The 26901-nt window shown below is 70.0% G+C and carries 30 protein-coding genes; 16 read left to right on the top strand and 14 right to left on the bottom strand.

Going from position 1 to position 26901, the window contains the following annotated elements; genetic code table 11:
• The 5 genes from J8J14_RS18645 to J8J14_RS18625 all read left to right on the top strand — a co-directional run.
• The coding region (locus J8J14_RS18645; protein ID WP_280842983.1) for a UDP binding domain-containing protein at positions 1 to 430 on the top strand (430 nt) is incomplete at its 5' end.
• A gap of 27 nt (positions 431 to 457) precedes the next feature.
• Positions 458 to 1870 carry a phosphoglucomutase/phosphomannomutase PgmG gene (pgmG, locus tag J8J14_RS18640; RefSeq protein WP_209381054.1) on the top strand — a complete coding sequence of 471 codons (1413 nt, stop codon included), beginning with the start codon at positions 458 to 460 and terminating at the stop codon, positions 1868 to 1870.
• Positions 1867 to 2196, top strand: coding sequence for a gamma-glutamylcyclotransferase family protein (locus J8J14_RS18635; protein WP_280842988.1), 330 nt, complete (start codon positions 1867 to 1869; stop codon positions 2194 to 2196). Before pgmG ends, J8J14_RS18635 begins: the two co-directional genes overlap by 4 nt.
• A 41-nt stretch (positions 2197 to 2237) precedes the next feature.
• Positions 2238 to 2834 (top strand): histidine phosphatase family protein, encoded by a 597-nt coding sequence (locus tag J8J14_RS18630; RefSeq protein WP_209381053.1) that lies wholly within the window; start codon positions 2238 to 2240, stop codon positions 2832 to 2834.
• 62 nt (positions 2835 to 2896) lie between these two features.
• Positions 2897 to 4003, top strand: coding sequence for a DSD1 family PLP-dependent enzyme (locus tag J8J14_RS18625; RefSeq protein WP_209381052.1), 1107 nt, complete (start codon positions 2897 to 2899; stop codon positions 4001 to 4003).
• A 60-nt stretch (positions 4004 to 4063) separates the two neighbouring features.
• Here J8J14_RS18625 and J8J14_RS18620 read toward each other — a convergent pair whose 3' ends face one another.
• Positions 4064 to 5257 carry a D-alanyl-D-alanine carboxypeptidase family protein gene (locus tag J8J14_RS18620; RefSeq protein WP_209381051.1) on the bottom strand — a complete coding sequence of 398 codons (1194 nt, stop codon included), beginning with the start codon at positions 5255 to 5257 and terminating at the stop codon, positions 4064 to 4066.
• Positions 5258 to 5632: 375 nt separating this feature from the next.
• Between J8J14_RS18620 and J8J14_RS18615 the strand changes: the two genes are divergently transcribed.
• The 4 genes from J8J14_RS18615 to J8J14_RS18600 all read left to right on the top strand — a co-directional run bounded on the left by J8J14_RS18615 (position 5633) and on the right by J8J14_RS18600 (position 10083).
• Positions 5633 to 6175, top strand: coding sequence for a phasin family protein (locus J8J14_RS18615; protein ID WP_209381050.1), 543 nt, complete (start codon positions 5633 to 5635; stop codon positions 6173 to 6175).
• Between the two features lie 378 nt (positions 6176 to 6553).
• Positions 6554 to 6946 (top strand): ATP-dependent Clp protease adapter ClpS, encoded by a 393-nt coding sequence (clpS, locus tag J8J14_RS18610; protein ID WP_245215943.1) that lies wholly within the window; start codon positions 6554 to 6556, stop codon positions 6944 to 6946.
• Between the two features lie 201 nt (positions 6947 to 7147).
• Positions 7148 to 9526, top strand: coding sequence for an ATP-dependent Clp protease ATP-binding subunit ClpA (clpA, locus tag J8J14_RS18605; protein WP_209381049.1), 2379 nt, complete (start codon positions 7148 to 7150; stop codon positions 9524 to 9526).
• A gap of 59 nt (positions 9527 to 9585) precedes the next feature.
• A complete protein-coding gene (locus J8J14_RS18600) occupies positions 9586 to 10083 on the top strand; it encodes a hypothetical protein (RefSeq protein ID WP_209381048.1) in 498 nt (165 codons plus the stop codon).
• On the opposite strand, the gene J8J14_RS18595 is transcribed toward J8J14_RS18600, so the two are convergent.
• From J8J14_RS18595 to J8J14_RS18555, 9 genes are all read right to left on the bottom strand, one after another.
• A complete protein-coding gene (locus J8J14_RS18595; RefSeq protein ID WP_209381047.1) occupies positions 10053 to 10934 on the bottom strand; it encodes an alpha/beta hydrolase in 882 nt (293 codons plus the stop codon). The genes J8J14_RS18600 and J8J14_RS18595 overlap by 31 nt on opposite strands.
• A gap of 70 nt (positions 10935 to 11004) precedes the next feature.
• Positions 11005 to 11889, bottom strand: a complete 885-nt coding sequence (locus J8J14_RS18590) for a PPK2 family polyphosphate kinase (RefSeq protein WP_209381046.1) — start codon at positions 11887 to 11889, stop codon at positions 11005 to 11007.
• Positions 11890 to 11932: 43 nt separating this feature from the next.
• Positions 11933 to 12790, bottom strand: a complete 858-nt coding sequence (locus J8J14_RS18585) for an endonuclease/exonuclease/phosphatase family protein (protein ID WP_245215942.1) — start codon at positions 12788 to 12790, stop codon at positions 11933 to 11935.
• A 17-nt stretch (positions 12791 to 12807) separates the two neighbouring features.
• The gene (locus J8J14_RS18580) at positions 12808 to 14817 is read right to left on the bottom strand and encodes a DNA/RNA helicase domain-containing protein (RefSeq protein WP_209381045.1); all 2010 of its coding nucleotides are present in this window, start codon (positions 14815 to 14817) and stop codon (positions 12808 to 12810) included.
• On the bottom strand, positions 14814 to 15689 hold the full coding sequence (locus tag J8J14_RS18575) for a DMT family transporter (RefSeq protein ID WP_342452486.1): 876 nt from the start codon (positions 15687 to 15689) through the stop codon (positions 14814 to 14816). Before J8J14_RS18575 ends, J8J14_RS18580 begins: the two co-directional genes overlap by 4 nt.
• Positions 15683 to 16840, bottom strand: a complete 1158-nt coding sequence (locus J8J14_RS18570; RefSeq protein ID WP_209381044.1) for a GNAT family N-acetyltransferase — start codon at positions 16838 to 16840, stop codon at positions 15683 to 15685. Before J8J14_RS18570 ends, J8J14_RS18575 begins: the two co-directional genes overlap by 7 nt.
• A gap of 45 nt (positions 16841 to 16885) precedes the next feature.
• Entirely contained in the window at positions 16886 to 17260 is a 375-nt protein-coding gene (locus tag J8J14_RS18565) for a nuclear transport factor 2 family protein (RefSeq protein WP_209381043.1), read from the bottom strand.
• Positions 17257 to 17727 (bottom strand): RidA family protein, encoded by a 471-nt coding sequence (locus J8J14_RS18560; RefSeq protein ID WP_209381042.1) that lies wholly within the window; start codon positions 17725 to 17727, stop codon positions 17257 to 17259. Before J8J14_RS18560 ends, J8J14_RS18565 begins: the two co-directional genes overlap by 4 nt.
• 3 nt (positions 17728 to 17730) lie before the next feature.
• Positions 17731 to 19260, bottom strand: coding sequence for a TSCPD domain-containing protein (locus J8J14_RS18555; protein ID WP_209381041.1), 1530 nt, complete (start codon positions 19258 to 19260; stop codon positions 17731 to 17733).
• Between the two features lie 203 nt (positions 19261 to 19463).
• Here J8J14_RS18555 and J8J14_RS18550 point away from each other — a divergent pair, with 203 nt between their 5' ends.
• From J8J14_RS18550 to J8J14_RS18525, 6 genes are all read left to right on the top strand, one after another.
• Positions 19464 to 19817 (top strand): NADH:ubiquinone oxidoreductase subunit NDUFA12, encoded by a 354-nt coding sequence (locus J8J14_RS18550; protein ID WP_209381040.1) that lies wholly within the window; start codon positions 19464 to 19466, stop codon positions 19815 to 19817.
• 28 nt (positions 19818 to 19845) lie between these two features.
• Positions 19846 to 20388: an outer membrane lipid asymmetry maintenance protein MlaD gene (gene mlaD / locus J8J14_RS18545; protein ID WP_209381039.1), complete on the top strand. Its 543-nt coding sequence runs from the start codon at positions 19846 to 19848 to the stop codon at positions 20386 to 20388.
• Positions 20385 to 20612 (top strand): hypothetical protein, encoded by a 228-nt coding sequence (locus J8J14_RS18540; protein WP_209381038.1) that lies wholly within the window; start codon positions 20385 to 20387, stop codon positions 20610 to 20612. Before mlaD ends, J8J14_RS18540 begins: the two co-directional genes overlap by 4 nt.
• Positions 20609 to 21010 (top strand): DUF2155 domain-containing protein, encoded by a 402-nt coding sequence (locus J8J14_RS18535; RefSeq protein WP_209381037.1) that lies wholly within the window; start codon positions 20609 to 20611, stop codon positions 21008 to 21010. Before J8J14_RS18540 ends, J8J14_RS18535 begins: the two co-directional genes overlap by 4 nt.
• Positions 21011 to 21026: 16 nt before the next feature.
• Positions 21027 to 21782 (top strand): trehalose-phosphatase, encoded by a 756-nt coding sequence (otsB, locus tag J8J14_RS18530; protein ID WP_209381036.1) that lies wholly within the window; start codon positions 21027 to 21029, stop codon positions 21780 to 21782.
• A gap of 231 nt (positions 21783 to 22013) precedes the next feature.
• Positions 22014 to 23528: an alpha,alpha-trehalose-phosphate synthase (UDP-forming) gene (locus tag J8J14_RS18525; RefSeq protein ID WP_209381035.1), complete on the top strand. Its 1515-nt coding sequence runs from the start codon at positions 22014 to 22016 to the stop codon at positions 23526 to 23528.
• Here the strand turns inward: J8J14_RS18525 and aat are convergent.
• The 4 genes from aat to aroQ form a co-directional block, all read right to left on the bottom strand.
• On the bottom strand, positions 23432 to 24100 hold the full coding sequence (gene aat, locus J8J14_RS18520) for a leucyl/phenylalanyl-tRNA--protein transferase (RefSeq protein WP_209381034.1): 669 nt from the start codon (positions 24098 to 24100) through the stop codon (positions 23432 to 23434). The two genes, J8J14_RS18525 and aat, sit on opposite strands and share 97 nt — an antisense overlap.
• A 116-nt stretch (positions 24101 to 24216) precedes the next feature.
• Positions 24217 to 25590: an acetyl-CoA carboxylase biotin carboxylase subunit gene (accC, locus tag J8J14_RS18515; protein ID WP_209381033.1), complete on the bottom strand. Its 1374-nt coding sequence runs from the start codon at positions 25588 to 25590 to the stop codon at positions 24217 to 24219.
• A 4-nt stretch (positions 25591 to 25594) separates the two neighbouring features.
• Positions 25595 to 26068: an acetyl-CoA carboxylase biotin carboxyl carrier protein gene (gene accB, locus J8J14_RS18510; RefSeq protein WP_209381032.1), complete on the bottom strand. Its 474-nt coding sequence runs from the start codon at positions 26066 to 26068 to the stop codon at positions 25595 to 25597.
• Positions 26065 to 26520 carry a type II 3-dehydroquinate dehydratase gene (gene aroQ, locus J8J14_RS18505; protein ID WP_209381031.1) on the bottom strand — a complete coding sequence of 152 codons (456 nt, stop codon included), beginning with the start codon at positions 26518 to 26520 and terminating at the stop codon, positions 26065 to 26067. The genes accB and aroQ overlap by 4 nt, the downstream gene beginning before the upstream one ends.
• Positions 26521 to 26685: 165 nt before the next feature.
• On the opposite strand from aroQ, the gene thiS reads away from it, so the two are divergent.
• On the top strand, positions 26686 to 26898 hold the full coding sequence (gene thiS, locus J8J14_RS25935; RefSeq protein WP_245215941.1) for a sulfur carrier protein ThiS: 213 nt from the start codon (positions 26686 to 26688) through the stop codon (positions 26896 to 26898).
• The last annotated feature ends 3 nt before the right edge of the window (positions 26899 to 26901 follow it).

The raw sequence follows: 26901 nt of genomic DNA, 5'->3' as shown, positions 1-26901 counted from the left end.
TGAGGCGCGCAAGGAAGCCATGGCGGATCGCGTCATCCAGGCCATGGGCGGCTCGGTGGCGGGCAAGACGATCGCGGTGCTCGGGCTGACCTTCAAGCCCGAGACGGACGACATGCGCGACGCCCCCTCCCTCGTGGTCGTGCCCCGCCTCGCCCAGGCCGGGGCAACCATCCGCGCCTACGACCCACAGCCCGCCCATGCCCGCCAGCTCATGCCGGCTGCCACCCAGTTCGCCGAAACCGCCCTCGACGCGGCCGAAGGCGCGGATGCCCTCGTGCTGCTGACCGAGTGGAACGAGTTCCGCGCCCTCTCGCCCGAACGCCTCCGCTCGGCCATGCAGGGCAACACCGTCCTCGACCTCCGAAACGCCTGGGACCCAGAGGCCTTCCGAGAAGCCGGCTTCGCATACCAGTCCATCGGTCGACCCTGAGCCAATTCAGTCAAAGAGACGCCCGTGATGCCGAATTTCAGCCACCGCTTCGACCCGACGAGCCTGCGCGAGTACGACATCCGCGGCGTGGTCGGGAAAACCCTCTCCGGCGAGGACGCCTTCGCCATCGGGCGGGTCTTCGGCACCATCGTCTCGCGCAAGGGCGGGACGAAGGTGGCGGTCGGCTATGACGGCCGCCTCTCCTCGCCGACGCTGGAGGAGCGGCTGGTGGCCGGCCTCATGGCTTCGGGCATGGAGGTGATCCGCATCGGCTGCGCGCCGACGCCGATGCTCTATTTCGCCGCCTATCACTTCGGCACGGATGGCGCGGTGATGGTGACCGGCAGCCACAACCCGCCGGACTACAACGGCTTCAAGTCCATGATCGGCAAGAAGCCCTTCTTCGGCGCCGACATCCAGAACCTCGGCAAGATGGCGGCCGAGGGCGATGTGGTGGCGGAGGCCCAGGGCTCCTCGCGCCAGGTGGACATCGCCGAGGATTACGTCGCCCGCCTGATGCAGGACTATGACGGCGGCGACCGCAAGCTGAAGGTCGTGTGGGATCCGGGCAATGGCTCGGGCGCCGAGATCACGAAGATGCTCGCGGCCCGCCTGCCGGGCGAGCATGTCGTCATCAATGGCGAGATCGACGGCAACTTCCCGGCCCACCATCCCGACCCCACGGTGGCCAAGAACCTTGAGCAGATCATCGCCGAGGTGGCCCGCCAGGGCGCCGATCTCGGCATCGCCTTCGACGGCGATGCGGACCGCATCGGCGTGGTGGACAATGAGGGCAACATCCTGTTCGGCGACCAGCTTCTCGTCGTGCTGGCGCGCGACGTGCTGAAGAGCAAGCCGGGCGGCACGATCATCGCCGATGTGAAGGCCAGCCAGGTGCTGTTCGACGAGGTGGCGAAGGCCGGTGGCACGCCGCTGATGTGGAAGACGGGCCACTCGCTGATCAAGTCCAAGATGGCCGAGACGGGCGCCCCGCTGGCGGGCGAGATGTCCGGCCATATCTTCTTCGCGGACAAGTGGTACGGCTTCGACGACGCGCCTTATTCCGCCGTGCGCCTGCTGGGCATCATCGCACGCATGGACGAAACGCTCTCCCAGGTGCGGGAGGCCATGCCGAAGGTCATCAACACGCCGGAGCTGCGCTTCGACTGCGCGGAGGACCGCAAGTTCGTGGTGGTGAAGGAGGTCAAGGACCGCCTGGCCGCCGAGGGTGCGAAGGTGCAGGACGTGGACGGCGTGCGCGTGCTGACCGAGGATGGCTGGTGGCTGCTGCGCGCCTCCAACACGCAGGCCGTGCTGGTGGCCCGCGCCGAGGCGAAGAGTGCCGAGGGGCTGGAGCGGCTGAAGGCCGGTATCGCACGCCAGCTGGAAGCCAGTGGCCTCGCGGCGCCGGACTTCTCCGGGGAGAATGCCGGGCACTGAACCCGGTCTTTCTCTACGGTACCCTGCTGGACCGGCGCATCCTCGCGCGCCGGTCCGGCGATGCCGGGCTGCCGCGCCGGATGCGGCCGGCCAGCCTGCCGGGCTTCACGCGCGGGATGCTGCGGGGAACGCCCTATCCCACGCTTCTTCCCTGCCCCGGTGCCCGCGTGGAGGGCATGCTCATCCGCCCCGTGCCGCGCGCCATGGTGGCGCTGAAGAGGTATGAGGGCGCGTGCTATCGCCTTCTGCCCGTACGGGTGATGACGGCGCGCGGGCCGCTCCGTGCGCGGGCCTGGATCGTGCCAGGCTTCCTGGCGCAGCGCTGATTCGGACTTGCCCCGGGGACAGGCCAGGCCAGGATGGCGCCATGCGACGCCGCTCCCTCCTGCTCCTTCTCGCTGCCGCCCCCGCCAAGGCGCAGGTGCCTGCCCTGCTTCCGGCCGAACAGGCCCTGCCGCTGCTGCGCGAGGGCGGGCTGAACATCTATATGCGCCACGCGACGACCGACCGGAGCCAGGTGGATACGGGCCGGCTGGGAGACCGCGGCGGACAGCGCAACCTCAGCCCGGCTGGCGAGGCGATGGCCCGGGATCTCGGCGCGGCCATGCGGCGCCTGGGCGTGCCCCCGGCCGAGGTGCTGACCAGCGAGGTGTTCCGCGCACAGGACACCGCCCGGCTGGCCTTCGGCACGGCGCGGATCCACCCCGCCCTGATCGCCGATGACTACACGCGCCGCGATGCGCGGCAGGACGCGGCGGAGATTTCGGCGCTGCTCGGCGAACGGATTCGCGGCGGCAACCGGTTGATGGTGGGGCATATCGTTCCGCTCGGGATGATCCTGGGCCGCTCTCTCGCCCAGGCCGAGTTCCCGGAAGGAAGCCTGGCGCTGTTTCGGCCCGGTGATGCTGGCTGGCGCTTCCTGGGCATCGTCCCGGCCGAAGTGCTGATCGCCGCGGCGCGCTGACGGACAGCCCCTGGCGGCCAGCCCGCCGCCCGGTAGAATCCCGGCGATCACGGAGTACACCCATGCTGCAGCCGCCCCCCGCCGAACCCGGCATGCGCGAGGAGGAGGTGGACACCCCCGCCCTCCTTCTCGACCTCGACGCCTTCGAGGCCAATCTGGACGCCATGGCCGCGCGGCTGGCGGGAACGGGCGCCAAGCTGCGCGCCCATGCGAAGACGCATAAGTCGGCCGTTGTCGCGCATGAGCAGATGAAGCGCGGCGCGGTGGGGCAATGCGTGCAGAAGGTGGCCGAGGCCGAGGCCCTGGCTTGGGGCGGCGTGCCGGACATCCTTGTCTCGAACCAGGTGGTGGATGCCCGCAAGCTGCGGCGCCTTGCGGCCCTGTCCGGCATCGCCAAGGTGGCGGTCTGCGCGGATGACGCGGCGGGGATCGACACCATCGCCACCGTGGCCGAGGCGGCCGGGCGGCGGATGGAGGTGCTGGTGGAGATCGATGTCGGCGCGGGGCGCTGCGGCGTTCCGCCCGGGCCGGCGGCGGTTGCGCTGGCCGAGCGCATCGCCGCCTCCCCGCACCTGATCTTCGGCGGGCTGCAGGCCTATCACGGGAATGCCCAGCACAGGCGGACCCTGGAGGAACGGCGCCAAGCCATCGGCTTCGCGGCCGAGGGTGTGCGGCGGACCGTTGAGCAGCTCACCCAACGCGGCCTGCCCTGCCCCATCGTGGGCGGCGCGGGCACCGGCACCTATGAGCTGGAACTGGAGTCGGGGCTCTGGACCGAGATCCAGGCGGGCTCTTACGCCTTCATGGATGCCGATTACGCCGCCAATGGCGAGCCGCCCGCCTTCCGTCAGAGCCTGTTCGTGCTGTCCCAGGTCATGTCCGCCCCGCGGGACGGGATGGCGGTGCTGGATGCCGGGCACAAGGCGGTGGCGGTGGATTCCGGTCTTCCCCTGGTCTGGGATCGTCCGGGCATTCGCTATGTGGGCGCCTCGGACGAGCATGGCTCCCTGGTGGTCGAGGGGGGCGTGCAGCCGAAGCTAGGGGAGAGGCTTCGGCTGGTGCCGGGCCATTGCGACCCGACGGTGGATCGCTACGACTGGTATGTGGGCGTGCGGAACGGCCGGGTGGAATGCCTCTGGCCCGTTTCCGCCCGCGGCGGGATGGCCTGAACGAGAAAGGGGACCGGCGAGCCGGTCCCCTCCATAACTTCCGTGAAGCGCCGGCAGCCTTCAGCGGCGCGCCGGCTTTGCCCGCAGCGCGGATGCCGGCGGTGCGGCGCGCTTCGAGGCAGCCGGGCGCGGCGCGGCCACGCGGACAACCCGTCCGCCATCACCCTGCTCAACCACACGGCGCGTGCGGGCGGCGGTGGCGCGGCTGCCGGCACGCGGCGCCGGCTGGGCCACCGGGGTGACGGCCGCGGGGGCGCGGCGGCCGCGTGCCTGGGCGGCCGTGTCCGGGCGGGCCAGCACCGGCCGGGAGACGCGGAGCGCCACCTGGCGGATGCCGGGGCGCGGCGCGGCCACGGTTTCCACGGTGGCGGCGCGGGCGCGGCTGAGCACGGCGGGTGCACGCGCCATGACCATTCCGGTCTCCGGCGCGCGTGCGGGCGGCGCGACGCCGAGGCGCGAGAAGCCGTCATCCAGCAGCAGGGCCGCGTGGCGGTCACGCTCCACCCAGGAGGAGCCGCCGAACACCGAGACGAAGACCCGCTGCCCCTGGCGCTGGGCCGAGACGACATTGTTGAAGCCGGAAGCGTTGATGAAGCCGGTCTTCACCCCATCCACGCCCTCATACTCGGTGAGCATGCGGTTGTGGTTGCGGAAAGCGTAGTTGCCGGTGCGAATGTTGGAATTGCCGAAGTAGTGCCAGCGTTCCGGGAAATCGAGGAAGAGGCGGCGGCCCAGCGTGGCCATGTCCCGCGCCGTGGTCACCTGGTCCCAGTCCGGCAGGCCGGAGGCGTTGCGGAAGGTGGTGTTGGTCATGCCCAGCTGGCGCGCCTTCTGGGTCATCATCTGGGCGAATCGGTCTTCGCTTCCGCCCAGGGCCTCACCCACCGCCGTCGCCACGTCGTTGGCGGACTTCATGGTGAGGGCGTAGATCGCGATTTCCACCGGGATGGTCATGCCGGGGGGAACGCCCAGCTTAGAGGGGATGCGGCTATTCGCCTCCTCGCTGATGTAGATGCGGCTGTTCATGGTGATGCGTCCCTCGCGCATCGCCTCGAACAGCATGTAGAGGGTCATCATCTTGGTCAGGGATGCGGGGTAGCGGGGTGCGTCCGCATTGGCGCCGCCCAGCGCCTGGCCGGTGCGGCCATCCATGACGAAGGAGGCATAGCGCTCGCTGCCGATCTGCGCCGCGGCCGGCTGGGCGGCCAGGAGCGCGGGCAGCAGCGCCACGGCCCAGCCGGCTCGCCTGGCCATCGACCGCACGCCATCCCGACGCAGGCCGCACCAGGCCGCCAAACCATTTGCCATGATCATCCCCCTTTTCGCTCCGGCTCCGCCCCCGCGGAACCGGTTTCGCGGCATGGCCCCCCAGCCACGCGGGCAGGACGATACGGGGGCATGGCCGCGCCTGTCCACCGCAAGTTGCAGGATAAAACCCTACAATCCGGTTATTGCAGGATTTTCCAGCGACGCACGAAAGGGTTTCACGCCGACCGCGGAAAATCATGCTGCGCCGCAAAAAAGTTGTGGACCGGGCTTTATGACAGTCGCTACAACGACCATGTTGCACCGCAGCAAAGCCATGGCACCAATCATGGCATGCCCAACCAAACTCCAGGAGATGCCCCCATGGCCAATGAGAGCCCCAAGGTTGCCCGCCTCGCGACCGACACCGTGACCAACGCCACCTCGACCATCAGCCAGGCTGCCGAGACGACCACGGCGAAGACCGCCGGCTTCGCCGAGGCCGGCACGACCCAGCTCCGCACCACCATGGAGCGCAGCATGGAGCAGGCCAGCAAGGCCGCCGAGGGCAGCTTCAAGGCCGCCCAGGAGTTCGCCGAGTTCTCCCGCGGCAATGCCGAGACCCTGGCCCAGGTGGCGCAGACCTGGATGGTGGGCACGCAGGACCTCAGCCGTCAGTTCTTCGCCTTCGGCCAGTCGCTGACGGATCATGCCCTTGAGGGCGCCCGCGCCCTGGCCGGCGTGAAGAGCCTGAAGGAAGCCGCCGAGATCCAGGCGAACTACGCCCGCGGCACGATGGACAAGGTGATGTCCGAGACCGCGAAGCTGCAGGAGGCCTCCCTCCGCCTGGCCGAGCAGGTCGCCACCCCGGTGACCCAGCGCGTCTCCCTCGCCATGGAGCGCGCCGCCAAGCCGCTCGCGGCCTGAAGACAGGGATGGCCGGCTGAGGCCGGCCATCCGACCCGGGCTGGCGGAGCTTTCCGCCGGACCGTTGATCCGGGGGCCCTGCCCTCCTGCCCTACGGGGTGGGTGGGCGGGGCCTTTGGCGTTGCGGGCCTGCGCCACGGAAGGCAGCCCGGGGGTAGTGGCCGCCGCGGCATGGCAGCCCTGAGGCAAGCGCCCCCTGGCAAGGCAGGCGCCAGTCTCCCATATCCGTCAGGCAGCGGGACACTTCACCTCGCGCGGCACGTTCCGATATCCTTCCACGACAATTGTAGCGCGGCGGACGCGGCGGCCCCTTGGCAGGCCGATGATCCGTGAGACCATGGCGGGGCGATGAGAGAGCAGGACAGGCGCCCGGGCGGCATGACGGGCAATAACCCCGAGGACCCCGACAAGGGGAATGGCCCCTCGCGCCCGGCTGTTCCGCCGGGTGATGGCGGGGCAGGCACCGACAATGGCGGGCCCGCGACCGGCGTGGTGGTGAAGGCGCGCCCCCGGACGCGCAAGCCCACCATGTACAAGGTGCTGATGCTCAACGACGACTACACCCCGATGGAGTTCGTGGTGCACGTGCTGGAGCGCTTTTTCCAGAAGAACCGGGACGAGGCGACCCGCATCATGCTCCATGTCCACCGGCGCGGGGTGGGGGTCTGCGGCGTGTTCACCTACGAGGTGGCTGAGACGAAGGTAACCCAGGTGATGGACCTGGCCCGGCAGAACCAGCACCCTCTGCAGTGCACGATCGAGAAGGACTGATTCGGGACGCCGGCCCGGTCAACCGGCCGGTAAGGCGCCCCGGGCGAAACACTGAAACAACGCGTAACCCACCCCTTCTATTCGCGTTCGGGAGTTGGGTCACAATATAGGCTTCTAAGTGACGGCCGCCCCAAGCTTGGCGTCCATGGGGACGCCCCGCGGGAGATCCCGGCGGCCGGTTGAGATAGGGGAGCGTCGATTATGCTGTCCCGTAACCTTGAACAGACGCTCCATCGCGCCCTGGGCCTGGCCAGCGAGCGCCGGCATGAATATGCCACGCTGGAACACCTGCTGCTCAGCCTCGCGGAAGACACGGATGCGACGACCGTCCTCCGCGCCTGCGGCGTGGATGTGGACAAGCTGAAGCGCGACCTGGCCGAGTTCCTCGACAAGGACCTGGCCGGGCTGGTGACCGATCGCGGGGGCGACCCGAAGCCCACCGCCGGGTTCCAGCGTGTGGTCCAGCGCGCGGCGATCCATGTCCAGTCCTCCGGGCGCGACGAGGTGACCGGCGCCAATGTGCTGGTGGCCCTGTTCAGCGAGCGCGAGAGCCATGCGGTCTACTTCCTGCAGCTGCAGGACATGACGCGGCTCGATGCGGTGAACTTCATCTCCCACGGCATCGCCAAGGCCCCGGGCCGCAGCCAGGCACGCCCCGTGCAGGGCAATGCCGGCAAGGATGGCGAGGGCCAGGACGAGAACCGCGGCGGCGAGGAGCGCCGTGACGGCGCAGCCAAGCGCGGCGGCGACGCGCTGTCGAACTACTGCGTCAACCTCAACAAGAAGGCTGGCCAGGGCAAGATCGACCCGCTGATCGGGCGCGCCGAGGAGATCGAGCGCACGATCCAGATCCTGTGCCGCCGGACCAAGAACAACCCGCTCTATGTGGGCGACCCGGGCGTGGGCAAGACCGCCATCGCCGAGGGGCTGGCCAAGCGGATCATCGAGGAGGACGTGCCCGAGGTCCTGCTCAAGTCCACCATCTACGCGCTGGACATGGGCAGCCTGCTGGCCGGCACGCGCTATCGCGGTGACTTCGAGGAGCGGCTGAAGGCCGTGGTGAACGAGCTGGAGCAGCAGCCCGGCGCGATCCTGTTCATCGACGAGATCCACACGGTCATTGGTGCCGGTGCGACCTCGGGCGGTGCGATGGATGCGTCGAACCTGCTGAAGCCGGCGCTCGCCCAGGGCACGCTGCGCTGCATCGGCTCCACCACCTATAAGGAGTACCGGCAGCACTTCGAGAAGGACCGCGCACTGGTCCGCCGCTTCCAGAAAATCGACGTGAACGAGCCGAGCGTCGAGGATGCGGTGAAGATCCTGACGGGTCTGAAGACCAACTACGAGAAGCACCACAAGGTGAAGTACACGCCGGAGGCGATCCGCGCCGCGGTGGAGCTCTCGGCCAAGTACATCCACGACCGGAAGCTGCCGGACAAGGCGATCGACGTGATTGACGAGGTCGGCGCCTCCCGGATGCTGCTTCCGGAGAACAAGCGGAAGAAGACCGTCACACTGCAGGACGTGGAGAACATTGTCGCGAAGATCGCGCGGATCCCACCCAAGTCCGTCAGCACCGACGACAAGGAGACGCTCAAGAGCCTGGAGCGCGACCTGAAGTCGATGGTCTTCGGCCAGGACAAGGCGATCGAGGCGCTTTCCGCCGCGATCAAGCTGGCCCGGGCCGGGCTGCGGGATCCGGAGAAGCCGATCGGCAACTACCTGTTCTCCGGCCCCACGGGCGTCGGCAAGACGGAGGTGGCCAAGCAGCTCGCCAAGACGCTCGGCATCGAGCTGATCCGCTTCGACATGTCCGAGTACATGGAGCGGCACAGCATCAGCCGGCTGATCGGCGCGCCTCCGGGCTATGTGGGCTTCGACCAGGGCGGGCTTCTGACCGACAGCATCGACCAGCACCCGCATGCCGTGCTCCTGCTCGATGAGATCGAGAAGGCGCACCAGGATCTCTACAACATCCTGCTGCAGGTGATGGACCACGGGAAGCTGACGGACCACAACGGCAAGACGGTCGATTTCCGCAACGTCATCCTCATCATGACCACCAATGCGGGCGCGGCGGATATGGCGAAGCCCGCCATCGGCTTCGGCGCGGTGCAGCGGGTGGGCGAGGATACCGAGGCGATCAACCGGATGTTCACGCCGGAGTTCCGCAACCGCCTGGATGCGGTGGTGCCTTTCGCCAATCTCTCCCCGGAGATTGTCGGCAGCGTCGTCGAGAAGTTCGTGATGCAGCTGGAGGCCCAGCTCGCGGATCGGAACGTGACGATCGAGCTGTCCTCCGCCGCCAAGGAGTGGCTGGCCGAGAAGGGTTACGACCGCCTCTATGGCGCGCGGCCGCTGGCTCGCGTGATCCAGGAATTCATCAAGAAGCCGCTGGCGGAGGAACTGCTCTTCGGCCGGCTGGTGAAGGGTGGTTCCGTGAAGGTGGGGCTGAAGGAGGATGCCCTGACCTTCGACATCGCCGAGGCGCCGCCGCCGGCCCTGCCCAAGCCCGATGAGGGCTCCGGTGGCCCGGATGGCGATGGCGAGGCGGAGCGGGAGCCGGAAGCGGCGGGTTGACCCCTTCCCCCTCCGGGGGCTCCATGGCGGCCGATCACAGTAGGAGGTGAGCGGCCGCCATGGGACGTCTTCAATCGATCTTCAGCCCGATGGGGCTGGTGATCCTTGCCTTCCTGCTTCTCGTTGCAGTCCTGACGCTGGCGCGGAGGCGGATGGTAAGCCGCTCCGGCAGCATGGACATGCTCGGCATGGATGGCGAGGGAGAGGCGGCCGGTCGGGATGGCCCGATCCACATGGCGGTGCATCCCGATTTCCGCAGCCTGCTGGATCACGTGGTCCTTCCCCGCCGCGAGGCACATCCGGATTGGGAGCGGCTGGATGGTGCCTGGGGTGTGCCCGGCAAGCCGATTGCGCGCTTCGACCGGAATGGCATGGCTTACGCCGTGAATGGGGAGACGAGTTTTGCGGCGCTGGAAGCGCTGGATGACTGGATGCGGGCGCACCCCGGAGAGGATCCGTTCGTCGTGATCCCCGGCAAGGGTCCCAAGGGGAGGCTGGGAGCCCGCCCCGAAATCGGCTGGACCGATCAGAAGGCTCTGCGCATCGAAACGGACTGACTCACCGTCGCGGAGCCCTGCAGGCCGCGGATCCAACGGCCCACATCATCCAGCACCGGCGCACCTTCCAGTCCAAGGACGCGCAGGGGCCTCGCCACTGCGGCGATGATCCCGATATGCCCGAGGCCCGGATAAAGCCGGGTGCTCACCTTCACACCCTCATTCCTCGCCAGTGCGGCCAGGCGTGGCGCCTGCACCGGGCGCACCGTCTCATCCGCCTCGCCCTGAAGGAGCAGCAGCGGCGCTGCTCCGCGCATCGCAGCCGGGTCCTCCGGCGCGGCGTGCGCATGCCCGCCCGGGGCCTGCGCGAAGATGCCGTTCGGGTCATCCTCCGGCCCGAATGCGTAGGGCCCGGCGAGGCCGATCGATCCTGACAACTCCCGCCGCTCCGCGCCGAGCCATGCCGGGTCCAGGGCCAAGGCGAGGGCGATGAAGGCCCCGGCCGAATGCCCCATGAGGAAAACGGGCCGCCCCGCGCCCGGACCGGCACGGATCGCGCGGACCGCCGCCGCGCCATCCGTGACGAAGCCGGGCCAGCGTGTTCCGGGGAAAAGCCGGTAATCCGGCACCGCGACCAGCACGCCGAGCGAAGCCAGGGAGCGGGCCACGAAGCCGTAGTCGCCACGATCCCCGGACCGCCAGCCGCCGCCATAGAAGAACACGATCAGCGGCGCTTCTGCCGCCGCGCCCGGGGGCGTGTAGAGATCGTAGCGTGCCCTTTCGCCGGCCCCGTAGGGCAGGCCCTCGGCGAGGCTGATGCCGCCGCCAGGCGTCAGCCCGTTCGCGATATCCAGAGGGGAGCAGGCGGCCGCCGGCAGGGCGGCCGCGATCAGGAGACGGCGGGAGATCATCCCTCCCCTAACGCGGCTGCCCGGTCCCGGTCGCGCACCGCCCGGGCGCGGCTGCCGGGCCGGATGGCGCTCAGGCCAGAGCGTCCCTGGCGCGCAGAAGGGAATCCCTCGCGCCCGGGTCAAGCTGGGGAAACTGGAGGTCGAGCGCCTCCATCGCCCCCGCGATCGTCTCGGCGATCAGCAGCCGCGCGAGCCACTTGCGGTCAGCCGGGATGACGTACCAGGGCGCATGCGGGAAGGCCGTGGCGCGGATGGCCTCGTCATAAGCGGCGAGATAGGCGTCGCGCCGCGCCCGATCGGCGATGTCGCCGGCCTGGAACTTCCAGTTCTTGGCCTCGTCGTCGATACGCTCCAGCAGGCGCTCGCGCTGCTCCTCCGCCCCGAGATGGAGGTAGAATTTCAGGATGAGCATGCCCTGGCGCGCGAGGTAGCGTTCATGCGCGACGATGTCCTCCAGGCGCTCCGCCCAGATCTGGGGCCCGGTGAGCCCGGCCGGGAGCGGCGCGGCCTGCAGCACGGAGGGCTGCACGCGGGGCACCAGCACCTCCTCATACCAGGAGCGGTTGTGCACGCCGATGCGGCCGCGCCGAGGCAGGGCGAGGTTATGGCGCCAGAGGAAGCCGTGGGAACGCTCCAGCGTGCTGGGGGCTGAGAAGGATTCCACATGCACGCCCTGCGGATTCACACCGGAAAAGACGTGCTTGATCGTGCCATCCTTCCCGCTGGCATCCATGCCCTGCAGGAGGCAGAGGACGGACCAGCGGGCATCCGCATAGAGGCGCTGCTGCTGGGCTGCTATGCGGGCGACGATCTCAGGCAGGAGTTCCTCCCCCGCCTTCTTGCCCAGACCGAGCCCACCATCCTCATCCGTGCGGCGGCCAGCGAGGGAGAAGGCGGCACGATCCGTGACCTGACAGGCGGCTGCGAAGGCGCGAAGATCGGGATGGGCGGACATGCAGGTTCTCGGGCTGTGGTTGCGGATGCAACGCGCCAGCGGCTCAGCGGATGTCGAGCATCACGCTGACCGGGCAGTGATCCGAGAGGCGGGCGCGCCATTCCGGCTCGCGCTCGGCATAGACGAGGACGCGGAGGCTGTTCGGCACCAGCCATTCGCGCGCCGCGCCCCCCAGCAGGATGTGGTCGATGAAGGGCCGCCCGCCCCAGCAGGGATTCGAACGCCCGGCCGTGGCGCGGGCCAGAGGAGCGGCGCGTTCGAGCGCCGGCAGGATGGCGGGGTCGCGGTCGAAGCGGCGGTTGAAGTCGCCCGCGATCGCGAAGGCCTCCCCGGCGCGGTGGCGCGCCCCGATCCAGCCGGCGATCACCTCCGCTTGGCGGGTGAGGCTCTCGCATTCGCGGCCCTGGTCATCCGGCTCGCGGCAGCCGGCATTGAGATGCACCGAGAGAACGCGGAGCGCCCTGCTCCCCTCGCCGACCGTCACATCCACCCCGCGCCGGAGCGAGAAGCGGGCGCCGGCGCGTAAATCGAGTTCCGCCAGGTCCGGGTTCTGGCGGGCGGGCAGGTTCCGGCGCACGGCGATGGCGCTGCGCTGGATGTCCCGCTCCTCCGGGAAGAAGAAGCGCCACTGGGCCGGATCCAGCACCAGGGCGGCGGCTTCGGGCCCATCCACCTCCTGCAGGGCGATCACATCGGCGGCGAGGCGGGCGGCGTAGCCTCGCAGGCGCTGCAGATCCTCCCGCCCGCGGGATGCGACATCGCGCGGGAGGTCCGGGTCGCCGGCGGCTCGCGTGGTGAGCCAGGCGATGTTCCAGGTGGCCAGCTTCACCTCTGCGGCGGCGGCAGGGGTGGCCAGAAGGAGAAGGGCGAGGAGGGCACGGAGCATGGTCGCGTCGGGCATCCTGCGAGCGGATGGGATCAAAGGAGAGTGGCCAGGGCTGCGGCGGCCGGACGTACCTCCAGGGCGCGCACACCACAGGCGGTGAGATAGGAAGCCACCGAGTCCATCTCCTCCGCGTTGCGGGTGGGATCGTGCCAGGGACCATCCGCCGCCGGGCTGCCCGGCGGCACCCAGATCACCGTTTCATACCGGGCCCGGGTGAGCAGGACCCTGTAGGTGTTGAGGATGAAGGCGCGCTCCGTGTCATTCTTGACCGTGTTCCACCGGCTTCCGGAAAGGCTGCGCATGCGCCAGACGCCACCGAGACGCAGCATGTCGCCGCCCCAGGCGAGGCCGACCTGGTCCAACTCCAGGCCCTGGCAATCATACTCCGTGGCATAGGTTTCCAGCGCGTCGGAGGCGCGGATATCCGGCCAGCGATCCAGGAACCAGTGGGGGATGTCGGCAGCCTGCACGCCAAGCCCTTCCGCGCGCAGCCGGCGCGCACCGGAGGAGGCGACGATCCCCGCCCGGCGCATCCCGCGTGAAAGATGGCGCAGGGCTGCGCGCATCGCGCCGAGGTCTCGTGTCATGAAATAGGGGACCCCGCCGGCATCCCGGGCGATCCGGGCGGCCTCGCCGGCATGGCCGGCCAGCACCGCATCCACCCAGGGCGCGCCCTGCGGATCCCGCACGGAGCGCATGGGGATGGTCAGGTCCAGATCATCGTCGATGCCTAGCCAGGGCTGCGGTCCTTCCGCCAGGCGCTGGGACGGCAGGGGTGCGGACAGGGCGCGGGATGGCGCGACAGCCTGCCAGCCCGGGCTCTGCGCCACCACCCTTCCCCATTCGGCCAACCCGGCCTCGCCCGTGTTGATCTCCTGGCCGTTGCCGATCAGGGCGACGATGACCGACCAGTCGGCATGGCGGGCCATGATCTCCAGCGTATCGGCCGGCTCGCTGTCCCGCAGCTTGCTCGCACCGCGGCGCTGGGAGGGCTTGGTGGCCTGGGCACGATCCCAGGCCCGCTGCGCCTCGTCGAAGACGATGACCCGTTCGGGCGGCTTCTCGGCAGAGCGCTCCACGTAGTGCTCAAGGAAGCGGTGGACATTCTGCAGGGCCGTGACGGCCTGGGCACGGGCCTGCATGCGTGGGCGCCCGCCATCCGGCGCGGCTTGCCGCACCAGGCTCTCCCGAAGAACCTCCACCAGCGGCGTGTTGCCGGTCAGGAAGGCGGCGCCGTCGCCGCGCAGGGCGCCGAAGACGATGTTCAGACCGCAGAGCGTCTTGCCCGCGCCAGGAATGCCCGTGACGAAAACGGCAAGATGCTTGCCTTGTGTCCGAGCAGCCTCGATGGCGCGTCGCACGGCCTCCGTGGTGCGGGTAAGATTCGCGGCATCGGCCCGGGCGGATACCATCTCGGCGCTGCGATGCCGGTCGAAGAGCATCGCGGCGGCTTCGAGCACATTAGGCACGGGGCGATAAGGAGCGGAGAGCCATCCGGCATGGTCCAGCGCGGTCGCGGGCACGCCGATGGAAGCGTGGATCGCCTGCAGCGTCGTGGCAAGCGAGCGGCCATTTGCCCGGAAAGGATGGGGCGGAACGCCCTGCCAGATGAGCGGTGGATCGAAAGGGATCGCCGCGCCACGGGTGGCGACCAGGATGGGAACCACCGGGACATGGCGGCATCCCGCGTGGAAATCGTGCAGATCCAGCGCGTAATCCTCGGCTTGCCTCAGGTCCGCCAGTGTGTGGGCCGTGGCCCCGTCCTTGATCTCAAGCACCAGCACGGCGCGGTCCGTCAGGATCACGCAATCCGCGCGCTTCTCCAGCCGGAGCAGGTCATATTCGAGCATAACCCTCCAGCCCGAGGCTTCCGGCATGGCCAGGGCAAGCTGGAGAAGCCGTGCGGTGGCAATCCAGGCGGCCCGCTGGGTGAGTTCCAGTGTCGCGTGCCGGGCGGCCTGGGCGAAGGCAAGGCGGGCGGCGATGTCCTCTGGCGGCGCTGCCAGAAGCTCGGGAACCGTCAGCGTCAGCCAGGGTCTCAACGCGCGGTCCTCGATGGCCAGGTGGCCAGGAGCATACTGGCCAGGAGCAAACCAAATCCCAAGGCGTGGGTCACACTCGGCGCCTCGCCGAGGAAGAGGATCGCGCAGGCTGCGGCCGTGGCCGGCAGGAAGGCACTGAACAGGCCGGCGATGCCCGCGGGGGCACGGCGCAGCCCGCCATACCAGAGCAGGAGGGAGATCACGCTCGCCGTCAGGCCGTGGAAGACGAGCAGCGCGAGGAGGAAGGGATCGGCGAGGCTGGCCATGGCTCCGGCCTGCGGCAACCAGGCCGGCAGCAGCAGCGCGGCGGAGAAAAGCTGCATCCAGAGGCTGGCGGTCAGGAGCGGCAGGGCGCCGGCGGCGCGCTTGGCCAGGAGCACATAGGCGGCTTCCCCGCAGACACCGAGAAAAACGAGACCGTTGCCGAGGAGGCTGCCGCCCTCCCCTTCCCCGCCGCGCGCGAGGACGATGGCGGCCATCCCGCCCATGGCCAGCGCCACGGCCGCCCAGCCGCGCAGGGGCAGGCGCTCGCTCAGCCACCAGGCACTTCCGACCGCGACCACCGCCGGCATGGTGGCAAGGACAAGGCCGCCTTCCAGCGCGGTGGTGAGGCGCAGGCCAGAGAGCAGCGCCACATTGTAGAGCACCGTGCCGGCGATCGCCTGGAGGAGAAGATTGCCGAGGATGCGCCGGCCCGGCCGGGGCGTGCCGTCCCGCCACAGGGCCAGTGGCAGCAGCACCGCGCAGGCGATGAGGCAGCGCAGCCCGAGGATGAGGGGAATCGGCAGGGCCGCCGCCAGCGCCTTGGAGACCGCCACATTCGCGCCGGTGAGGATCATGGAGCCGGCGAGCTGGGCGTAGGCGGTCAGCACGCCTCCTCGCCGTCGCGGCGATAGGGAGAGAGGGTGTCCAGCTCCGCCATCTCCTGCTCCATCGCAGCGCGCTCCTGGCGAAGGAAATCGCTCACGGCGCGGCGCAGGCCGGAATGGGCGATGAGATGCGCGGAATAGGTCGGCACCGGGCGGTAGCCGCGCTGGATCTTGTGCTCGCCCTGCGCCCCGGCCTCCACGCGCTTCAGCCCATGGGCGATCGCAAAGTCCAGGGCCTGGTAGTAGCAGAGCTCGAAATGCAGGAAGGGCGCCTCCACCAGGCTGCCCCAGTTGCGGCCATAGAGCGCGTCGCGCCCCATCAGGTTCAGCGCGCCCGCCACGGGAACGCCGTCCTTCTCCGCCACCATCAGCACCACCTTGTCGCCCATTCGCTCCGCCATCAGCGGCCAGAAGCGCGCGGTGAGATAGGCGCTGCCCCATTTGCGGTCGGTGGTGCTGCGGTAGAACTTGTGGAAGCGGCGCCAGATCTCGGGCGTGATCTCGCTGCCGCGGAGGGTGCGCATGGTCAGGCCGGCGGATTGCGCGTCGCGCCGCTCGCGGCGGATGGCCTTGCGCTTGCGGGAGGACAGGGCCCCGAGGAAGTCGTCGAAGCTTCCATAGCCCTCATTGGTCCAGTGGAACTGCATGCCCATGCGCTGGAGCCAGCCGGCCTCGCCGAGGGCGTCCCATTCCTCCCGCGTGCAGAAGGTGACGTGGCAGGAGGAGAGCTTCAGCGCCTCCGTCGCCTGGGCCAGGGCCTGGGCCAGCGCCGCATGCGGTACGCCGAGGCCCGGGCGCAGCATCAGCCGCGGGCCGGGAACGGGGCTGAAGGGCACGGCGACCTGGAGCTTCGGGTAGTATTCGCCGCCCGCATTCTCGAAGGCGCGGGCCCAGCCATGGTCGAAGACGTATTCGCCATAGGAATGGCTCTTCACATAGGCCGGGGCGACGGCGAGGAGCACGCAGGCGGTGTCGCGCAGCGCCAGATGCTGCGGCAGCCATCCCGTGCGCGGGCCCGTGCAGCCCGATTCCTCAAGCGCGAGGAGGAAGCCGTGGGAGGTGAAGGGATTCCCGGTTTCATTGCAGGCATCCCATTCCTCGGCCGGGATGTCGGCGATGCGGGAATGCAGCGAAAGGGTCAGCTCAGAAGCCATGCAGGCCCATGTGCGGCGTGCGGCGCCGGGTGCAAGCGGCGGGGATCAGCCCTGCGCCACATGCGCGAAGGCGCCGAAATCCGCGACCGCCTCGACGCCCGCGATCAGCCCGTCCCGGACGGTCCAGACATGCAGGAAGGGAACGGTGCCTGTCCTGCCGCTGGCATGGCGCGCATCATAGGCGCCGGAGGCGAGAAGGCGGCCATCGGCCAGGGGCACGAAGGAATCCACCGCGATCCGCCAATGCGGGAAGTGGCGGCGCAGGGCGGGGAAGAACTGCCCGGATACCTCGTCCCGACCGCGCCATTCGGTGCGGGGCACAGGATAGCCGGGGGAGACGCGCCACGAAACATCCGCCGCCAGAAGCGAATGATCGCCGCCTTCCATCCAGCGGCGGATCAGGGCTTCGGCTTCGGTCACGCGATCTCGAACACCGCCTCCACCTCCACCGCGGCGTCGCCGGGCAGGGAGGGGACGCCGATGGTGCTGCGGGCATGGCGGCCGATATCGTCGAACACGGCGACGGCCAGGTCGGAGGCGCCGTTCATCACCTGGGCGTGCTGGGTGAATTCCGGCACGGCCGCGATGAAGCCGCCGAGGCGGACCACCCGCTTCACGCGGTCCAGGCTGCCCAGGGCGGCCTGGGCCTGGGCCAGCACGTTGATGAAGCAGAGCTGCGCGGCCTGCTGGCCGATCTCCACCTGCACCCCGGAGCCGAGCTTGCCGCGATAGGCGATCTTGCCCTCACGCATGGGCACCTGGCCGGAGACGAAGAGCAGGCTCCCGGTGATGACGGCGGGAACATAATTCGCGATCGGCGTGGCCGGCTCGGGCAGGGTGACGCCCAGCTCGGCCAGGCGGGCGCGGATGCGGTCAGCGGAGGCCATGGCTCAACCCACGAGGCGGAAGGCGCGGCGGCGGGCCGCCGGCGCGGGGGTGGAAGGAAGATCCGGCAGCAGGGGAAGCTGCTGGGCGGCGGTGCCGGGATGATCCGCGCCGCACTCCTCCTCGGTCGGGTCGGGCAGGGCCCGGCCGCCGAGATGGTCCAGCGCCAGGCGGCGGAAGGCCCAGTCCAGCACCGACGAGGCGCGCTGGATGGCGGGGTCCCCCTCCACCAGCCCAGCCGGGCCGAAGCGGGTATAGGCGAAGGACTGGACGTATTCCTCCAGCTTCACCCCGGCGGCGAGCCCGACGGTGACGGAATGGCAGAGCGCATCCACCATGGCGCGGAAGGCGGCGCCGTCCTTGGCGAGGGTGAGGGAGATCTCCTCGAGTCCCGCGGCGCCTTCCATGGTCCGCAGCGTCACGCGGTGACCGCCGATGGTGACCTTCCACACGGCGCCGCGGCCATGGGCGGCCTGTCCCTGGGCCGGGCGCGGCTTCGGTGCGGGACGCGGGGCCTGGGCCGGCGCAACGACGCCAGCCGGCGCGGCATGCAGCCAGGGATGCAGCGCGGCCTCCATGGCGACGCGGGCCTCGGGGCCACGCGGGGCGAGGAGGCGTGCGGCGTCCGGCCCGGCGCGCAGGGCGGCGCGGGTGGGGAGCTCGGCCACTCCGCCATCAAGGGTGGAGACGAGGCGTGTCGGTGCCGGCGCGGGGGCGAGGCCCCCGGTTTCGGCGCCGAGAAGCGCTTCCACCGCATCGGGCGGGGAGAGGACGAGGATGGCGGAATGGCGCAGGCCGGGTGCCCCGGCGGCTGCGTCCAGCGCCGCGCGCGCCGCCTCGGCCAGGCCGGGGACGGGGGTGGCCTCCGGGGGCTGCGGCCAGAGCAGGGAAACCGGCTCGCGCGCGCCGAAGGTTTCGGCAAGGTCGCCGGAGGCTGCCTCGGCCACGCCACGGGTGAGCGCTGCGATGGCGGCCGCGACGGCGCGCGCCTCGCCGGATTCGTAGTCCAGTCCCAGCCCGGCCAGCAGCCCGGCGAGATCGGCGAAGCCGAGGCGCAGGCGGGACGCCTTGGCGTTGCCCAGGATTTCCAGCGCGGTGACGCCGAGGCGAATGGCGGCGGCATAGCCGGCGCTGTCGAAGCCCTCCTCGTCCAGGAAGGCGGGCAGGTTCAGGACGAAGCGGGACTCCGCCTTGGCGTCATTGGCCCAGGTTCCGGCCCCGGGAGCGCCGCGGCGCGCGAGGAGAATGGCGCGCAACCCGGCGGCGAAGCCCTCGGCGGCCTCGGGATTGGACAGGATGCCGAGCTTGCGGCCGCGCGCGGCGGTGCGGCGGATCCAGCCCTCGGCCAGGCGCGGCAGGGCGACCGGCCCCTGCCCCGGGGCAAGGGCGGCAAGGGCCTCGGCGGCCTCATCCTCCCAGGATGCGGGCAGCGCGACCGGGCGGGGATCGGCGTCCGGATCGGCGCCCGCACGGGTCCGGCGCAGGGCCACCCTTTCCCAAACAGTGTTCTGGATCGAGCCATCGCGACGCGTCATGCCCGGACCATAAGCGGCCTTCCGGCGGGGGTGAAGGCACCATGTCGTGGGTCGGCCGAGTCGCAGACACAATATCGGGTGTCATGCCCCTCCGGTCCCTTCCTGTTCCGGACCATGCGGCCCCGCGCCTTCCTCCCGGGCGCTGGGCGTGCCATATGCTCGCCTTCTATTCCTTTTGCCCGCAATGGCAGGAGCTTCCCCCCATGTCCGCCATGAAGCGCTGGCTCTCCGGCCTCACTGGCCGCAGGATCGGCACCGATTCCGCCGGCAACGCCTATTTCGAGAGCCGGGGCGATTACCTCGGCTATGCCCGCAAGCGCCGCTGGGTGGTCTATGCCGGTGCCCCCGAGGCCACCACCGTGCCGCCGCAGTGGCATGGCTGGCTGCATCATTCCGTGGATGCACCGTTGGAGGTGCGCCCGCTGCCCTGGATGAAGCCGCACCAGGCCAACATGACCGGCACGCCGCAGGCCTATCGTCCCAAGGGCCATGACTATGCCGGCGGGCAGCGCATGCCCACGGCGGGCGACTACGAGGCCTGGACTCCAGGTTCCTGATGCCGGACCGGATGATGGAACACGGCGCGTGAAGGGACGGGGAATCGCGGAGATCGCGGCTGGTGCCGCGGTGCTGCTCGTGGCGGTGATCTTCCTGGCCTATGCCATGACCAATTCCGGCCGCTCCGGCGGTGGAAGCGGCCTTGTGCTCACCGCGCGCTTCGACCGGATCGATGGGCTGGCGCCGGGGGCGGATGTCCGCATCGCCGGGGTGAAGGTGGGCAGCATCACCGCCCAGCGGATCGATCCGCAGAGCTTCCTGGCCGTGCTGACCATGAACATCGATTCAGGCCTGCGCCTGCCCGATGACAGCTCGGCCGAGATTACCTCGGAAGGGCTGCTGGGCGGGAAATACGTGGCCCTGGTGCCGGGCGGCAGCGAGCGCAACCTGTCCAGCGGCAGCGAGGTGAAGATCACCCAGTCGGCGGTGAACCTGGAAAGCCTGCTGGGGCGCTTCATCTTCTCCATGTCCCAGGGTTCCTCCACCCCGGCGGCCGCGGCACCTGCCCCTGCCCCTGCGCCAGCCCCTTCGGGCCGCGCCGGCAACCCGCCCCGGCCGAGCGGGCGGTGAGCGCCGGTCCCCTCGCCCCGCCGGAGCGTTGGCCCGGCGCGGATGGGCAGCCCATCTCCTGCCGGGAGAAGCTGAAAATGCTGGCCGAGAACCATGAGGAGGTGGCGCAGGTGCTGCGCGATGCCTTTGAGGATGCGGTGCTGATGGGAGTGGACGAGGCGGCCATGCGGCGCGTGCTGACCGATTTGGTGGCGGCCCTGCCCAGCCCGAAGCGCCCGGCATGAGGCGCGCGGCCTTTCTGCTCCTGCTGGCCCTCGGCGGCCCGGCCCTCGCCCAGGGTGCAGGCCAGGGGGCCGGCCAGGGCCCGCCATCCGAGCCGGGCTGGGTGCGCAAGCGCGGCGCGCAGCTTCAGGCTCTGGACAAGGTAACGGCGCGGATCACCGTGCTGGAGGCGAATGTGGGCCAGCCCGTGCGCTTCGGGACGCTGACCGTCACCGTGCAGGCCTGCAACGCCAGGCCGCCGGACGAGGTGCCCGATGCCGCGGCCTTCATGGAAGTGCGCGACAGCCTCGCGGGCGATAATGCCGCCCCCGTCTTCCGGGGCTGGATGCTGGCGAATGCGCCGGCCGCCAATATGCTGGAGCATCCGGTCTACGACCTCCGGATTCTCGACTGCCGCTGAGGCGGATGGAGGGGCGATGAGCGAATCCAACGAAGCCGGCCCCTCCTTGCCGGGCCCTCCCCTGCCCGGCCCGGACACGGCGCTGTTCCTGGACATGGATGGCACGCTGCTGGACATCGCGGCGCGCCCGGATGCGGTGGTGGTCCCCGAGGAGTTGCCTGGCCTGCTGATGCGTCTGCAGGAGGCGCTGGGGGGTGCCGTCGCGGTGGTGACGGGGCGCGGTCTTTCGGTGGCCCGCGGCTATGCGGGGGTTCCGGACCTGCCGATCGGCGCCGAGCACGGGGCTGTGCTGGACCCGGCCCTGCCCGGAGCCCCTCCGCTGCCGGTTCCGCCGTCCGAGTGGCGGCGTGCGGCCGATGAATGGGCGGCGGCGCGGCCGGGAACCCTGGCCGAGCACAAGACACATGGGCTGGTGCTGCATTTCCGCCAGCGCCCCGAGGCGGAGCCGGAGGCCCTGGCGCTGCTGCGGGAGTTGCTGGCAGGCGGCGATGGCAGCTTCCGCATCCTGCCGGCCCATGCGGCGGCCGAGCTGCGCCCGGTGGGCGCTGACAAAGGGGGGGCGGTGCACCGGCTGATGGCGGTGCCCCCCTTCACGGGCCGGCGCCCGATCTTCATCGGCGACGACGTGACGGATGAGGACGGGATGGCCGCCTGCGCCCAGTACGGAGGCTACGGGCTGCGCGTGCCGGATGATTTCGCCGGGCGCCCGGCCCTGGTGCGGTCCTGGCTCGCCAGGGTGGCAAATGCTGTTTCGGGAGGCGAGCCGGGTTGATTAGCCCGGGCGCTCAGGGTGCGCAACCTTGCTCTGGCCGCCGCGCTCCCTAAATTGTGGCGGAATTGAGGAGGCATCCGGGAGGCTGAGAGCCTCCCCTGGAGAAGTGGGTCCCCTGGCCCCAACTCACCGTGCCTGCCACCGGGGGGCAGCGCATGCGCTCGCCCCCCATGCTCATTCGGCAGACCGGCGCTGTTCCGGCGCCCTGACAAACATGGGGGAGGAGAAAGAGTGGGTCGCCTCGTTGTCGTCTCGAACCGCGTTCCCGTTCCGAAGCGTGGGGAAGCCCCTGCCGCGGGCGGGCTCGCCGTCGCGCTGAAGGACGCCTTCAGCGGCCGGGGCGGGCTGTGGTTCGGCTGGAGCGGGACGGCGTCCGAAGAACCGGCCGACCTGGTGCGCCATGCGCGCCGTGGCGGCGTGGACTACGCCGTGATCGACCTCTCCCGCCGTGCCTATGACGGCTTCTACGCCGGCTACGCCAATTCGGCGCTCTGGCCGATGTTCCATTTCCGCCTGGGCCTGCTGAGCTATGATCGCGACCAGGCGGAATGCTACCGCATCGTCAACCGGCGCTATGCCGACAAGCTGATGCCCCTGCTGCGCCCGGACGACACGATCTGGGTGCATGACTACCAGATGATCCCGCTGGGCGCTGAGCTGCGGGCCCGCGGCTCCAAGCACCGGATCGGCTATTTCCACCACATTCCCTTCCCGCCCTGGGCCGTGTTCTCCGCCATGCCCGGCGCGGAGGACCTGATCCGCGACCTGCTGTCCTATGATCTCGTTGGCGTGCAGACCAACCGGGACCTGACGGGGCTGATCGACAGCATGGCGCAGGGCACGGGCATGAAGGTGCGGCCCGGCGGCGAGGTGCGCTTCCGCGACCGGCGCACCCGGCTGCGCAGCTTCCCCATCGCCATCGCGACTCAGGAATTCGCCGATCTGGCGGCGGAGAGCGTGAAGACGCCCAAGGTGCAGCGGTTCCAGGAAAGCCTGGCCGGCCGCTCCCTCGTGATCGGGGCGGAGAGGCTGGACTACACCAAGGGGTTGCCCGAGCGGCTGCGGGCCTTCGGGGCGCTGCTGGAGGGGTTCCCCGAGCACCGGAACCGCGTGACCTATCTCCAGATAGCCGCCCGGTCGCGCGAGGATGTCGAAAGCTACAAGGACCTCAAGCGCGAGATCGAGACGCTGGCCGGCCGCATAAACGGCGACTATTCCGAGGCGGACTGGACGCCGGTCCGCTATGTCGGGCGCGCCCAGCCCCGCGACCTGCTGGCGGGCTACTACCGCATGGCGCAGGTGGGGCTGGTGACGCCGCTGCGGGATGGGATGAACCTCGTCGCCAAGGAATACGTGGCGGCGCAGGACCCGGAGGATCCCGGTGTGCTCGTGCTCTCTCGCTTCGCGGGCGCGGCGGAGAGCATGCCGGAGGCGCTGCTCGTCAACCCGCTGGATGCCGTGGGCACCGCGGAGGCGATGAACACCGCCCTTGTCATGCCTCTGCAGGAGCGGCGCGAGCGGCACGCGGCCATGTTCCGCCGCCTGGGCGAGAACAGCGTGCAGGACTGGGCGAAGGATTTCCTGAATGTCCTGGAGGGAAAAGATCCCGCCGAGGCGCCGCCGGCCCGCGCGGCGGCGCTCTCGGTCTTTCAGCCCCGGGTGATCGAGCGTAGCGCCTCTACTTCCTCCGAGAGCTCTTCCGAGGAAAGGGAGGTGAGCCAGGTGGCGGGGCTGTCCACCGCCTGAGCCAGGCGGGCGCGGTAATCGGCCTGGGGGATCTCCTCGCCACCGAAACGGGCGAGGTGGTCGTTCAGGAACTGCGTGTCCAGCAAGGTGAAGCCGCCACGCCGCAGCCGCGCGACGAGATGGACGAGCGCGACCTTCGAGGCATCATCCGCCCGCGCGAACATGCTCTCCCCGAAGAAGGCGGCGCCGATGCGGATGCCGTAAAGGCCGCCCACCAGCGCACCGCCCTCCCGCACCTCGATGGAGTGGGCATGGCCGATGCGGTGCAGGGCGTTGAAGAGATCCTCGATCTCCTCGTTGATCCAGCTGTCCTCGCGCCCCGGCGCGGGTGCGGCGCAGCCGGCGAGCACGCCGGGGAAATCCGTATCCGCCGACACGTCGAACCGGCCGGAGAGCACGGTGCGGCGCAGGCTGCGCGGCAGGTGGAAGCGGTCCAGCGGCAGGATCCCTCGCAGCTTCGGGTCCAGCCAGTAGAGGCGGCCGGAGCCACGGCCTTCGGCCATCGGGAAGAGGCCGGCGCGATAGGCACGCAGGACGAGGTCGGGCGTGACCGGAAGCGCGCGGCAGCTCATGCGGCCGGCCGGAGGTGGAGCAGGACGAAGCCCATGGGACGCCACATGGGGCAAGGATAGGCGCATCCCCGGCGCGGCGCCACATGGACGCACCGGGGACGCGCCGGGGGCTGCGATCAGCCGCCGGGCGTGTGCCGGCCGACGAAGCGTTCCAGCCAGTGGATGGTGTAGTCGCCGTCCTGGAACTCCGGATCATCCATGATGATCTGGTGCAGCGGGATGGTGGTGCGGATACCGTCCACCACCATTTCGGTCAGCGCGCGGCGGCAGCGGGCGATGGCCTCGGCCCGGGTGGCGCCATGCACGATCAGCTTCGCGACGAGGCTGTCGTAATGCGGCGGCACCGCGTAGCCGGAGTAGAGTGCGCTGTCGATCCGCACGCCAAGGCCACCGGGCGCGTGATAGGCGGTGACCCGGCCCGGGCTGGGCGCGAAGGTCACGGGATCCTCGGCCGTGATGCGGCACTCGATCGCGTGGCCGTTGAAGCGGATGTCTTTCTGCTCGTAGCCCAGCGGCTCACCGGCCGCGACGCGGATCTGCTCGCGCACGAGGTCCACGCCGCAGACCATTTCCGTCACCGGATGCTCCACCTGCAAGCGGGTGTTCATCTCAATGAAGGCGAACTGCTCGTCCTGGTAGAGGAATTCCAGCGTGCCGGCGCCGCGATAGCCAAGCTGCTTCAGCGCCTGCGTCACCGTCTCGCCCAGCGCGTCGCGCGCGGCGGCGGTCAGCACGGGGCTGCCCGCCTCCTCCACCAGCTTCTGGTGGCGGCGCTGGAGGGAGCAGTCACGCTCGCCGAAATGCACCACGTTCCCGTGGGTATCGGCCAGGATCTGCATCTCGATATGCCGGGGGCGGTCGAGATACTTCTCCATGTAGACGCTGTCATCGCCGAAGGCGGCCTTGGCCTCGGTGCGGGCGACGCGCCAGGCCTCCTCCAGCTCGTCGGCATTGTGGGCGACCTTCATGCCGCGCCCGCCGCCGCCGGCGGCCGCCTTGATGAGGACGGGATACCTGATCCCTTCCGCGATCTCCCGCGCCTCCTCCAGCGAGGAGAGCGCGCCGGGCGAGCCGGGGACGAGCGGCACGCCGAGGCGGCGCATCGCGTCCTTGGCGGCGATCTTGTCGCCCATGATGCGGATATGCTCGGCCGTCGGGCCGATGAAGGCGAGGCCATGGGCCTCCACCATCTCGGCGAAGCGCGCATTCTCGGAAAGGAAGCCGTAGCCGGGGTGGATGGCCTCCGCGCCGGTGATCGTGGCGGCGGAAAGGATGGCGGCGGCGTTCAGATAGGAATCGCGCGCCAGCGGCGGGCCGATGCAGACGGATTCATCCGCCAGGCGCACATGCATCGCCGTGTCGTCGGCGGTGGAATGCACGGCCACGGTGCGGATGCCCATTTCCTGGCAGGCGCGGTGGATGCGAAGCGCAATCTCGCCCCGGTTGGCGATCAGGACTTTGTTGAAGGCCGGTTTGCTGAAGCTGGGCACGCGATCACTCGATGACCAGCAGGGGCTCGCCGAACTCGACCGGCATGCCGCTCTCGATGAGGATGCGGGTGACGGTGCCGGCCTTGGGCGCCTTGATCTGGTTGAAGGTCTTCATCGCCTCGATCAGCAGCACGGTCTGGCCCTGGGCAACCTTGGCACCGAGGGTGACGAAGGGGGCCGCGCCAGGCTCGGGCGAGAGATAGGCGACGCCGACCATGGGGGAGGTGACGGCGCCCGGCGTGGCGGCGGTGACCTCGTCGCTCACCGGCGCCGCGGAGGCGGCAGGTGAAAGCTGGGCCGGCGCGGCGGCAGCGGCGACGGGCGCCGCCACGGCCTGCACCACCTGCTGCGCCGGAACATTGCGCGCCACGCGGATGCGGCTCTCGTTCTCAACCAGCTCGATCTCGGTGAGATCGGTTTCACGAAGGATCTTGGCCAGGGCGCGGATCGCGTCCGGGTCGAAGGAAAGGCCACTCATGGCGTGTCGTCCTGACCGATGATGCCGGCAATCGCGCGAAGGGCCAGGGCATAGCCCCCGACCCCCAGGCCGCAGATCACGCCCACCGCTGCGCGGGAGACGTAGGAGTGGTGCCGGAAAGGCTCCCGCCGGTGAATGTTGGTGATATGGACCTCGACCACCGGCAGGTCCACCGCCAGCAGCGCATCCATCAAGGCGATGGAGGTGTGGGAGTAGCCTGCGGGGTTGATGATGATGCCGGCGGCGCTGCCGCGGCATTCCTGCACCCAGGAGATCAGCTCGCCTTCCAGGTTGGTCTGCCGGAAGTCGATGGCCAGTCCCAGTTCCTCCGCCGCCTCGGCGCAAAGGGCCTCGACGTCGTCCAGCGTCGCGGTGCCGTATTTCTCCGGCTCGCGCGTGCCCAGCATGTTGAGGTTGGGGCCGTTCAGCACGGCAATCAGCGGGGGTTCCAAGGCTCTGGTTCCGGTCCTCCCGGGGTTTGGCCGGGGTTCTGGCCGGGCGGGCTAGCATGGCGGCGCGCGTGCAGGCAAACGGCCCTGGCCGGGAACGGCTTCATGGCAGGCTTCACCCTGCCGCCCCTTCAACCCGGCGGCCGGGCGTGCCACATGCGGCGGACCATGCCCGGACCCATTCAGATCACCGTGAACGGCGAGGCGCGAGTGCTGCCCGCCCCCCTGCCCCTGGCCGATTTCCTGGCCGGCGCGGGGCTGGATACGCGCAAGGTGGCGGTGGAGCGGAACGAGGAGATCGTTCCCCGCTCCACCTATGGGACGACCCTGCTGCAGGCGGGGGATGCGCTCGAGATCGTGCACTTCATCGGGGGAGGCTGAGGC

It is taken from the genome of Pararoseomonas baculiformis, assembly GCF_017813395.1.
GTDB lineage: Bacteria > Pseudomonadota > Alphaproteobacteria > Acetobacterales > Acetobacteraceae > Roseomonas > Roseomonas baculiformis.
This window is presented reverse-complemented; position numbering and strand designations above follow the sequence as displayed.